Annotated in this window: 7 protein-coding genes and 1 riboswitch; of the genes, 6 read left to right on the forward strand and 1 reads right to left on the reverse strand. The window is 71.6% G+C overall.

The window, feature by feature from the left end; translation table 11 throughout:
* Nucleotides 1-60: 60 nt before the first annotated feature.
* Nucleotides 61-169, forward strand: a riboswitch (TPP riboswitch).
* From ACWGPF_RS05450 to ACWGPF_RS05465, 4 genes are all read left to right on the forward strand, one after another.
* A complete protein-coding gene (locus ACWGPF_RS05450; protein WP_452331857.1) occupies nt 163-804 on the forward strand; it encodes an ECF transporter S component in 642 nt (213 codons plus the stop codon). (Overlaps the previous riboswitch by 7 nt.)
* Nucleotides 801-2,273 (forward strand): ABC transporter ATP-binding protein, encoded by a 1,473-nt coding sequence (locus tag ACWGPF_RS05455; protein WP_452331858.1) that lies wholly within the window; start codon nt 801-803, stop codon nt 2,271-2,273. Before ACWGPF_RS05450 ends, ACWGPF_RS05455 begins: the two co-directional genes overlap by 4 nt.
* On the forward strand, nt 2,270-3,055 hold the full coding sequence (locus ACWGPF_RS05460) for an energy-coupling factor transporter transmembrane component T family protein (protein WP_452331859.1): 786 nt from the start codon (nt 2,270-2,272) through the stop codon (nt 3,053-3,055). Before ACWGPF_RS05455 ends, ACWGPF_RS05460 begins: the two co-directional genes overlap by 4 nt.
* A gap of 152 nt (nt 3,056-3,207) precedes the next feature.
* The gene (locus ACWGPF_RS05465; RefSeq protein ID WP_452331860.1) at nt 3,208-8,781 is read left to right on the forward strand and encodes an ExeM/NucH family extracellular endonuclease; all 5,574 of its coding nucleotides are present in this window, start codon (nt 3,208-3,210) and stop codon (nt 8,779-8,781) included.
* Between the two features lie 65 nt (nt 8,782-8,846).
* Here ACWGPF_RS05465 and ACWGPF_RS05470 read toward each other — a convergent pair whose 3' ends face one another.
* Nucleotides 8,847-10,112, reverse strand: coding sequence for an Nramp family divalent metal transporter (locus ACWGPF_RS05470; protein WP_452331861.1), 1,266 nt, complete (start codon nt 10,110-10,112; stop codon nt 8,847-8,849).
* A 172-nt stretch (nt 10,113-10,284) separates the two neighbouring features.
* Here ACWGPF_RS05470 and ACWGPF_RS05475 point away from each other — a divergent pair, with 172 nt between their 5' ends.
* Both ACWGPF_RS05475 and ACWGPF_RS05480 read left to right on the forward strand, forming a co-directional pair.
* Complete coding sequence (locus ACWGPF_RS05475) at nt 10,285-10,629, forward strand: PadR family transcriptional regulator (RefSeq protein ID WP_452331862.1); 345 nt, start codon at nt 10,285-10,287, stop codon at nt 10,627-10,629.
* Nucleotides 10,626-11,537, forward strand: coding sequence for a hypothetical protein (locus ACWGPF_RS05480; protein WP_452331863.1), 912 nt, complete (start codon nt 10,626-10,628; stop codon nt 11,535-11,537). The genes ACWGPF_RS05475 and ACWGPF_RS05480 overlap by 4 nt, the downstream gene beginning before the upstream one ends.
* Nucleotides 11,538-11,803: the final 266 nt, after the last annotated feature.

An 11,803-nucleotide genomic window follows, 5' to 3' on the forward strand; every position in this document is an offset into this window, starting at 1 on the left:
GGTACCCCGTCGCACCTCGGAGCCCGCGGCGCGGGGCCCCGCGGAGGAGTAGAATCAGCCGCACATCACACGGGAGTCCGCCGAGCCGGGCTGAGAGGACGCGAGCCGCGCGTCGACCGTCGAACCTGATCCGGGTCATGCCGGCGCAGGAAGGAGAACAGAATGTCCACGTCCGTGTCCGTGTCCGGAACCAGGACCCCCCGCCGCTACACGTGGCGCGTGGTCGACATCGTCGTCGCGAGCGTCATCGGCGTCGCGGCGGGCGTCGTCTTCTGGCTGTGGGGCCAGGCCTGGCCCGCCCTCGACAGCCTCCTCTCGTTCACGCCCGGCCTGTCGGGGCTGCTCGCGGGCGGATGGCTGTTCGCCGGCGTGCTGGGCGGCCTCGTCGTCCGCAAGCCGGGGGCGGCCCTCTACACGGAGATCGTCGCGGCCGTCGTGTCGATGCTCATCGGCACGCAGTGGGGCTTCACGACCTTCATCTGGGGCGTCGTGCAGGGCCTCGGCGCCGAACTGGGCTTCGCCCTGCTCGCCTACGCCAACTGGCGCCTCCTCGGTGCGCTGCTGTCCGGCGCGCTCGCGGGCGTCGCGGTCGCGGTGCTCGACACGAGCTTCTCGAGCGTCGCGGCGCTCGCCGTGGAGGTGCGTCTCGTCTACGCGGCGTCCGCCGTCGTCTCGGGCATCGTGCTCGCGGGACTGGTGTCGCTCGTCATCACGCGCGCGCTCGCCGCGACGGGCGCCCTCGACCGCTTCGCGTCCGGCCGCGAGCTGCGTGCGCGTCGAGCGGGAGGCGCCAGCGCCGCGTGACCGCGCGGATCGAGGCCCGCGGCTGGGGATGGCGGCACGCCGGCCGCAGCGGATGGGCGGTGTCGGACGTCGACCTCGTCGTCGAGCCGGGGGAGCGCGTGCTGCTGCTCGGCGCCAGCGGCTCCGGCAAGTCGACGCTGCTGCGCGGCCTCGCGGGGGTGCTGGGCGACGAGGAGGACGGCGACGCCGCGGGCGAGATGCTTGTCGACGGCCGACCCGCGGCGCAGGCGCGCGGCGCCGCGGGGCTCGTCCTCCAGGATCCGGATGCTCAGGTCGTGCTCGCGCGTGTGGGCGACGACGTCGCGTTCGCCTGCGAGAACCTCGGCGTGCCTCGCGACGAGATCTGGCGCCGCGTTCCGCAGGCGCTCGACGCCGTCGGCCTCCGCCTCCCGCTCGACCATCCGACCACCGCTCTCTCGGGCGGACAGAAGCAGCGCCTCGCCCTCGCCGGCCTCCTCGCCATGCGGCCGGGCCTGCTGCTCCTCGACGAGCCGACCGCGAACCTCGATCCCGAGGGCGCGGTCGACGTGCGGGAGGCCGTCGTGGCGGCCGCGGAGGCGACCGGCTCGACGCTCGTCGTCGTGGAGCACCGCGTCGCGCTGTGGGCCGAGCATGTCGACCGCGTCGTCGTGCTCGGCGCGGGCGGCGGCGTGATCGCCGATGGCGCGCCCGGCGCCGTCTTCGACGCCCACGGCTCCGCTCTCACGGCGGCCGGCGTCTGGGTGCCGGGCGTCGTCCCGGAGATCCCTCGGACGCCTCCGCGACGCTCGGGCGTCGAGCTGCTGCGGGCCGAGCGGCTCGCCGTCGGGCGCCGGCCGCTCGGAGCGCGGCAGGCGCGGACCGTGGCCGACGGCATCGACCTCGCCGTGGCCTCGGGGACGGCGACGGCCGTGCTCGGCCGCAACGGCGCGGGCAAGTCGACGCTGGCCGCGACGCTCGCCGGCCTGCTCGCGCCCGCCGGCGGCGCCCTCACCGCCTCCGCCGAGCTCGCGGCTGGTGCGAGGGGAGAGCCGGTGCGGTGGACGTCGCGCCAGCTGCTCACCCGCATCGGCATGCTGTTCCAGTCCCCCGAGCACCAGCTGCTCGCCTCGTCCGTGCGTGACGAGCTCGAGGTCGGCCCGCGGGCGCTGCGGTCCGACCCCGCGACGACCGCGCGGACGGTCGACGACCTCCTCGCCCGCCTGCGACTCACCGCGCTCGCCGACGAGAACCCCTTCACCCTCTCGGGCGGCGAGAAGCGGCGGCTCACCGTCGCCGCGTCGCTCGTGACGCGTCCGCGCCTGCTCGTGCTCGACGAGCCCACGTACGGGCAGGACGCGCGCACGTGGCGCGAGCTCGCCATCCTGCTCGACGACGTGCGCGCCGACGGGACGGCGCTCGTGGTGGCGACGCACGACCGCCCCCTCGTCGACGCCCTCGCCGACGACGTCGTCGTGCTCGGCCCCGCCGTCGCGGGGGCCGCCGCATGAGCCTCGTCACGATCGACGCGCGGCGGTCTCCGCTCGGGAGCGTGAACGCCGTCGCGAAGCTCGCCGCCGCCCTCGTGATCGGCGTGGTGCTGCTGCTGTCGATCGACCCCGTCTCGGCGGGCGTCTCCCTGCTCCTCACGCTGCTCGTGCTGCCGTTCGCGCGGCTCTCGGCCCGCGATCTGTGGGTGCGGCTGTGGCCCATCGGCGCGTCGGCGCTCATCGCGTGCCTCGCGACGACCCTGTACGGCCGCCAGAGCGGGACGACGTACCTCGAATGGGGACTGCTCCGCGTGAGCGACGGCTCCCTCTCGCTCGCCCTCGCCATCCTGCTGCGCGTGCTCGCGATCGCGGTGCCGTCGGTCGTCCTCTTCGCCACGACCGACCCGACCGACCTCGCCGACGCGCTCGCCCAGATCCTGCGCCTCCCTGCACGATTCGTGCTGGGTGCGCTCGCGGGGCTCCGGCTCGTCGGCCTGCTCGTCGACGACTGGCGGGAGCTCGGGATGGCGCGACGCGCGCGAGGCGTCGCCGACTCGGGGCGGCTCCGGCGTCTCGCGGGGCAGACCTTCGCCCTCTTCGTGCTGGCCATCCGCCGCGGCACGAAACTCGCGACCGCCATGGAGGCCCGCGGGTTCGGCGCGCCCGTGCGCCGCACCTGGGCCCGCCCCTCGCGGCTCCGTCCGCGCGACGGGGTCGTCGTCGTGCTCGCCGCGGCGATCGCCGGCGCCGCGACGACGGCGGCCGTCGCGGCGGGCACCTGGACCTTCGTGCTCGCGCTCTGAGCGCCGGTCCTGACCGCCAGTTCACTGACCCGTTCACCTGCCGGACACGGACCGGAAACGGCCCGTGCAAACGACATCCGTAGCGTCTCCCCGCATCCGCGCGCGTCACCCTGCGTGCGCGATCGTCACCCCACCAGGAGACCGATACCGTCATGTCATCACGCAAGCGCACCACGGGCGTGGTCGCCGTCCTCGTCGGAACGGCGGTGACGGGAGCGCTCTTGGCGCCCGTCGCCGCTGCCGCCGCCGAGCCCGCCGACGTGCTCATCAACGAGGCCTATCTCAAGGGCGGCAGCGCGAACGCGCCCTACACGCACAAGTTCATCGAGCTCTACAACGCCGGCGGAACGGCGCAGAGCCTCGACGGATGGTCGCTGCAGTACCGCAGCGCGTCCGGCACGGGAGCCCCCAACGGCACCCTCGCCCTGTCGGGGTCGATCGCCGCGGGCGACCACTTCCTCGTCGCCCTCGGCAGCAACGGCTCCAACGGCGCCGCGCTGCCCGAGCCCGACCTCTCCAGCACGAGCATCAACCCCTCCGGCACGACGGGGACGATCTTCCTCGCCGACACGTCGAGCCCCGTGACGCTCGCGACCGGCTCGATCGTCGGCGTCGAGCACGTCGTCGACCTGCTCGGCTACGGGACGTCGAACACCTTCGAGGGCACGGCAGCGGCCGTCGACGGAGCCAACTCCGTGCCGAACTCCCTCGTGCGGACGGACTTCGTCGACACCGACGTCAACTCCGCCGACTTCGCCAACGCGACCACGGTCACGCCCGAGTCGTCGACGGCCTCCCCCGAGCCGGAGCCGACGGGCACGGCGACGCCCACGCCGACCCCCACGCCCACGGCGGCCCCGGAGGCCGTCGAGATCTCGGCCATCCAGGGCACGGGCGAGGCGAGCCCGCTCGCGGGCCAGACGGTGACGACGCGCGGCGTCGTGACGGCGGCGTACCCCACGGGCGGGTTCAACGGCTTCTACATCCAGACGCCCGGCACGGGCGGCGCCATCGACCTCGCCGCGCACACGGCGTCGGACGCCGTCTTCGTGTACGGCAGCCAGGCCACGGCGAAGGTCGCCATCGGCGACTACGTCGAGGTCACCGGCCCCGTGTCCGAGTACAACGGCCTCACCGAGATCAGCCCGACCGCGGCGAACGTCACGGTGATCGAGCCGGCAGCGACGACGACGCAGACGGTCGCGCCCGCCGAGCTCGCCTGGCCGGAGGACGAGGCCGGTCGCGAGTCGATCGAGGGCATGCTGTTCGCCCCGCAGGGCGACTTCACCGTCAGCGACACGTACGACACGAACTATTACGCCTCCATCGGCCTCGCCGCGGGCACCACGCCTCTCATGACGCCCACCGAGGTGGCGAACCCCGACGACGTCGACGCCTACGCGGCCGTCGTCGCCGACAACGCCGCGCGGGCGCTCACGCTCGACGACGGCGCGTCGATCAACTTCAACTCCTCCGCGAACAAGGGCATCCCCCTGCCCTACCTCTCGCTCGAGGAGCCGGTCCGCGTCGGCGCGCCCGTGACGTTCACGCAGCCCGTCGTCGTCGACTACCGCAACAGCCTCTGGAACCTGCAGCCGACGCAGCAGCTCACGGTCGACAACGCCGCCGCCGTCCAGCCGGCGACGTTCGAGAACACCCGCACGGACGGCCCGGCCGACGTGGGCGGCGACATCCAGATCGCGAGCTTCAACGTCCTCAACTACTTCACGACGACGGGCGAGGACGCGGAGGCGCTGGGCGCGAGCTGCACCTACTACGCCGACCGCGTCGGCGACCCCGTCACGGTGAACACGTGCTCCGCGGTGTCCGTGCGCGGCGCCGCCGAGGAGGAGGACCTCCTCCGCCAGCAGGCGAAGATCGTCGCGGCGGTCAACGGCCTCGGCGCCGAGGTCGTCTCGCTCGAGGAGATCGAGAACTCCACGATCGCCGGCGAGGAGCGGGACGCCGCCGTGGCGGCCCTCGTGGAGGCGCTCAACGCCGACCTCGGCGCGGACGAGTGGGCGTACGCCCCGTCGCCCGCGACCGTGCCCGCCGGCGAGGACGTCATCCGCACCGCCTTCATCTACAAGAAGGACGCCGTCGAGCTCGTCGGCGACTCGGTGATCGACGACGACGCGGCGTTCTCGAACGCGCGCTACCCGCTCGCGCAGGCCTTCCAGCCCGTCGGCGGCGACGAGGACGACACGTTCCTCGCGATCGTGAACCACTTCAAGTCGAAGGGATCGGGATCGGGCGTCGACGCCGACCAGGGCGACGGCCAGGGCGCGTCGAACGCGTCGCGCGTCGCGCAGGCCGAGGCGCTCGTCGACTTCGCCGACGGGCTGCAGGCCGAGGTCGGCACCGACGACGTATTCCTCATCGGCGACTTCAACGCCTACACGCAGGAGGACCCCATGCAGGTCCTCTACGAGGCGGGCTACGTCGACCAGGGCGAGAAGACCGGCAAGGAGACCTACTCCTTCGACGGCCAGATCGGCTCGCTCGACCACATCCTCGCCTCCGCCTCCGCCGAGGAGCTCGTCTCGGGCGCCGACATCTGGAACATCAACTCCGGGGAGTCGATCGCGCTCGAGTACAGCCGGTACAACTACAACGCCACGTCGTTCTACGACGAGTCGCCGTACCGCTCCAGCGACCACGACCCCATCGTCGTGGGCGTCGACTTCGCGGACGCGGAGACCTCGACGATCAACCTGCTGAACATCAACGACTTCCACGGCCGGATCGACGGCAACACGGTCGCGTTCGCGGGCACGATCGAGCAGCTGCGGGCCGAGTACGGCGATGACAGCACGCTCTTCCTGTCGGCGGGCGACAACATCGGCGCCTCGCTCTTCGCCTCGTCGGTGGCCGACGACCAGCCGACGCTCGACGTCCTCGACGCGCTCGAGCTGGCGGTGTCGGCGGTCGGCAACCACGAGTTCGACAAGGGGCTCTCCGACCTCACGGGCCGCGTGAGCGACGAGGCGGACTTCCCCTACCTCGGAGCGAACGTGTACGCCGTCGGCACGGACGAGCCGGCGCTGCAGGAGTACGCGACGTTCGAGGTCGACGGCCTGACGGTCGGCGTCATCGGCGTCGTCACGGAGGAGACGGCGACGCTCGTCTCGCCCGGCGGCATCGCCGACGTCGAGTTCGGCGACCCCGTCGCCGCCGTGAACCGCGTCGCCGCGCAGCTGACCGACGGCGACGCCGCGAACGGCGAGGCCGACATCATCGTGGCGGAGTACCACGAGGGCTCGGTCGACGGCGTCGTGGAGGGCGCCACGCTCGAGGAGGAGGTCGCCGCGGGCGGTGCGTTCGCCTCGATCGTCGAGGACACCTCGGCCGAGGTCGACGTGATCTTCACGGGCCACACCCACAAGGAGTACGCGTGGGACGCGCCCGTTCCGGGGTCGACGACGGGCGAGACCCGTCCCGTCATCCAGACCGGCAACTACGGCGAGAACATCGGGCAGGTCGTCCTCGAGGTCGACGGCGCGACGGGCGACGTGGTGTCGTACGAGGCGGCGAACGTCGACCGCACGACGACGGCGGCCGACACGCTCATCGCGACCTACCCGCGCGTCGCGGAGGTCGACGGCATCGTCGACGCGGCGCTCGCCGTCGCCGCCGAGATCGGCGAGCAGCCGGTCGGCGAGGTGACCGCCGACATCACGACGGCGTTCGGCGGCGGCTCCTACGTCGACGGCGTCTGGACCGGCGGCGCGCGCGACAACCGCGCGGCGCAGTCGGCCCTCGGCAACCTCGTCGCCGACTCGCTCGTGTCGAGCCTGTCGTCGGATGATCGCGGTGGCGCCGAGATCGGCGTCGTGAACCCGGGCGGCCTCCGCAACGAGCTGTACGCGGGGACGGACGGCGTCATCACCTACGCCGAGGCGAACGCCGTGCTGCCGTTCGTGAACAACCTCTGGACGACGACGCTCACGGGCGCCGAGTTCGAGGAGGTCCTCGAGCAGCAGTGGCAGCCCGACGGGTCGAGCCGCCCCTACCTGCAGCTGGGGCTGTCGTCGAACGTGACCTACACGTCCGACGCGTCGCAGCCGCGCGGCGAGCGCATCACGGGCGTCTGGATCGACGGCGAGCCGATCGATCCCGCCGCCGAGTACCGCATCGGGTCGTTCAGCTTCCTCCTCCAGGGCGGCGACAACTTCACCGCGTTCTCGGAGGGCGACGACACCCGCGACTCGGGTCTCGTCGACCGCGACGCCTGGATCGACTACATCGAGGCGAACTCCCCGCTGAGCCCCGACTTCGCCAGCACGACGGCGCAGGTCACGGGCATCCCCGCCGGGCAGGTCTCGGCGGGCGACACGGTCGAGCTGCAGGTCTCGGGCTTCGACCTCACGTCGCTCGGCAGCCCCGCGAACACGGTGCTCGAGCCCGCCATCGAGGGCAGCGCGGCCGAGTTCGCCGACGTCGCCGTGACCGACGGCGCGGCGACCGTCTCGGTCGTCGTCCCCGAGGACGCGCCGGAGGACGCGACGCTCGTGCTCACCGCGCCCGACAGCGGCACGGAGATCCGCGTGGCCCTCGAGGTCGCTCCGACCGGCGGGGCCGACGTCGAAGCCGCGGCGGATGCCTCGGCTTCGGCTGACGCGGATGGCTCGGGTGCGGAGGCGGACGCTTCAGCTGCGGCGGACGCGGATGCCGGCGCGGCTGCGGCTGCGGAGGCGGATGCTTCGGCTGCCGCGGACGGTTCCGGTGCGGAGGCGGATGCTTCGGCTGACGCGGATGGTTCCGGTGCGGAGGCGGATGCTGCGGTGGCGGCGGACGCGGATGCCGGCGCGGACGCTTCCGCGGCCGATGCGGATGGCTCGGGTGCGGAGGCGGATGCTTCGGCTGCCGCGGATGGCTCGGGTGCGGAGGCGGATGCTTCGGCTGCCGCGGATGGCTCGGGTTCCGAGGCGGACGCCTCGGACGACGCTGACGCCTCGGCTGACGCGGATGGCTCCGGTGCGGAGGCGGACGCCTCGGCTGACGCAGACGGTTCCGAGGCTGACGCGGACGGCTCGGGTGCGGGCGACGACGGTGCCGCGAACGGCAACGCGGCGAACGCTGCGGCGAACGGGAACGCGGCGAACGCTGCGGCGAACGGGAACGCGGCGAACGCTGCGGCGAACGGGAACGCGGCGAACGCGGCTGCAAACGGGAACGCGGCGAACGCGGGTGCGAACGGGAACTCCGCGAACGCGGGTGCGAACGGGAACTCCGCGAACGCGGCTGCGAACGGGAACTCCGCCAACGCAGGGGCGAACGGGAACGGTGACGGCAAGCCGTCTTCGGCGCCGACGCCTGCGTCGGACGACGAGATCGACGCGGCCACGGGCATCCTGTCGGTCGTCTCGGGCGACATCGTCCCCGGCGGAGACATCGTCCTGAACGTCGGCGAGCAGTACGCCGGCGAGTGGGCCGCTGTGTGGATGCACTCCACGCCGCAGCTGCTCGGCGGGGGCTGGCTCGCGGTCGACGCCTCGGGCGAGGTCGCGGTGACGCTGCCCTCCGACGCGTCGGGCACGCACCGTCTCGTCGCGCAGGATGCGTCGGGCGCCGTCATCGGCGTGCTCGAGATCACGTTCGCGGCGGACGACAGCGGGCTTGCCCCGACGGGCGGGGAGATCGCCGGTGTCGCGATCACCTCGACGCTGCTGCTCCTGCTCGCCGGAGCGATCTCGCTCACGGTGGTGCGCCGACGCCGCGCGTGATGCGCGGCTGACACACGAGGGCCGGTCCGGAGTCGCACTCCGGGCCGGCCCTCGGCCATCCCCTGTCAGCCGAGAGTGCCGGCGAACGCGGCGATCGCGTTCCACCCCTGGTAGGCGCCGAGCACGATGAACAGCACGGTCGTGATGCCGAGCGCGACGTTGAGGTACCACTTGTTGCGGTACTCCCGCGGCACGCGGTCGGTGTTGAGGATGGGCAGGAGCGTGATGGCGAGGAACGGCATGAAGAGCGCGCCGAGGAAGCCGTAGAGCAGCACGAGGAAGATCGGCTGGTCGAGGAACAGCATGAGCATGGGCGGGAAGGTCAGCCACAGCACGTAGACCTTGAACCACTTGCCGTTGGCCTGGGCGTCCGGATGGTCCGAGCCCTTGCCGGTGACGTTGCCCATGAAGTCGGCGAACATGAGCGAGACGCCGTTCCACACGCCGAGCACCGACGAGAACCCGGCGGCCCAGAACCCGACGAGGAACCACACGCCGATGAAGTCGCCGTAGCGCTCGCGCAGCACGGTGTCGAGCTCGAGGAGCCCCTGGTCGCCCGCGGACAGGGCGACGCCGGCCGCCTGCACGACCTCCACCCCCACGATGAGCATCGACACCACGAAGATTCCGGTGACGACATAGGCCACCGTGTTGTCGATGCGCATGACGCGGAGGAACTGCGGCTTGTCCCATCCCTTCTCGCGCAGCCAGTACCCGTATGCCGCGAGGGTGATCGTTCCGCCGACACCGCCCGCGAGGGCGAGCGTGTAGAAGACGGCGTTCGGCGCATCGGGGATGAGCGGCACGATGCCCGAGAGCACCTGCAACACGTTCGGCGCGGCGATGACCGCGAGGATGACGATGGTGACGAACATGAGGCCGACGAGCGCCGCCGAGATCTTCTCGAAGACCTTGTAGCGCCCGAACCAGACGAGGACGAAGGCGATCAGCCCCGTCGCGACGGCCCACATCCAGGTCTGTCCGCCGAAGAGGGCGACGAGAGGGAGAGCCGTCGAGCTCATGGCCGAGGCGGCGTAGACGAAGCCCCAGATGACGATGTACGGCGCGAAGTACCAGACGGGCCAGCGCCCGAGGGAGCGCCAGCCCTCGAAGATCGTCCTGCCCGTCGCGACGGTGTAGCGCCCTGCGCCCTCGACGAGCACGATCTTGAGGATCACGCCGAGGAGGACCGCCCAGAGGAGCGTGTATCCGTAGTTCGAGCCGGCGACGAGGGTCGCGACCATATCGGCCGATCCGACACCCGTCGCGGCCACGATGAGACCGGGGCCGATCACCTTCCATCTCGGGGTCTGCGGTGCCTGCGTCGTCATGCGTACCTCCTCGTATCGCTGGTGCTTCGAGCTTCTCGGCCCGCGGCGGCTGATGTTGAACGGTACCGGGAGGTGAGCGAGATCGGCCGGACGCGTCCCGGCGCGGTGCCCGGGTGGTCGGGTCGATATTCTACTGTCGCGCATATATCACTCAATAGAGTATTCTTGTCGCATGGCAGAGGAGATGCGAGAGCCGACGTTCCTCATCCTCGCGGCGCTCGCCGGGGGTCGTGCTCACGGCTACGCGCTCATGCGCGAGGCCGAGACCCTTTCGGCGGGTCGGGTGCGACTCAAGGTCGGAACGCTCTATGCGGCGCTCGACAGGCTGGCGGGAGAGGGGCTCGTGGATGGTGACGGCGAGGAGGTCTTGGACGGGCGCCTGCGTCGCTACTACCGGTTGACGGACGGCGGTGCGGCTCGGCTCGAGGAGGAAGCGACGAGGCGCGCATCGATGGCGGATGAAGCGCATCGGCGTTTGCGCTCCCGGGGTGTCGCTTCGAAGCCGGTCGTCGCATGAGGGCACTCGACGCCGTCCTGCGCGTGTTCCCGAAACGTTGGTATGTCGCGCATGGGGACGAGGTTCGCGGCACGTTCGCGGAAATGCTGGAGGACGAGCGGCGAGATAGACCTACGCGAGCGGAACTGGCCGACCTCGCCATGCGCGGGGTGCGTATGCGCGTCGATGACATCCTGCCGCGAGTTGTGAGGAGGCCGGCGGCATCCATCGCCATGGGCGTGCTCGGTGGGTTCGCGGCGTTCTTCCTCGCACTGCACGTCGTGCCCGTCGGGATGACGCCCGTCGAAAACGGCGGTGCTCCGTACCTCGTCGGATCGTGGGCGGTCTGCGGTCTCTCGTTGCTCGGCGCATTGGCGGCGCCGATCTCGCGAGCCGTGTCGGTCGGAGCTCTGTTGGCTGCTCTCGCCACGATGGCCGCCGTCGCTGCGTCGAGGCTCGATATCGTCGCCGTCTCGACGGGCCCTTCGACGATGTATGTCGCCCTCTTCGCGCTGCTCGCGGCGGTCGCACTTCTCGGTGAGGTCACGATCGGCGCCACGATGGCAGCCGGTGTGGGGACGTTTGTCGGGCTGCTGACAGTGCATTGGTCTGCCGGGATTCTCCACCCGCGCATGGGGCAGCAGGCGTTCTGGAATCTGGTGGCGGGTCCGCATGCATCGTTCGCCGCGTTGATCCTCGCGGGGATCGCGGTCGCCTACGCCGCGGTCCGCGCCCTTCGGGCTGCGGCTGTGCTGGGCCTCCTCGCCGTGCCCGCGATCGGCGTCGCCGTGCTGTGGCTGCACCGCGAGGACCCATCGATGGGGGCCATCGCCGCATGTGGATGGGGCATCGCGATCCTCCTCGCGACGGTCGCCGCGAAACTGACCCGCCAGCGGGAGTCCCGCCGCATCGCTGTGGTCAACGGCTAGGGCGTTCGACGGGCAAACGGAACGTGGAGAGGTCGGCGGATCGAACTTTCGAATATACTTGCTAATGTCTGGTGCGTGTGTGATGATGGGTACATGGACAAAGGTTCGTCTGTCGGCGGGTTGTCGGGGTGGTTCCCGACGGCCGATGAGACGGTGCGGATGACGGCTCTCGTGGAGGCGATGGATGTCGCGTCTCGGGCGATGGCGGCCGTGGAGGCGGGGCAGGTGCTGCTCGTCGCGCAGCTCGTGCAGATCGCGAACGCCCA

The organism is Microbacterium sp. NPDC055683 (assembly GCF_053617895.1).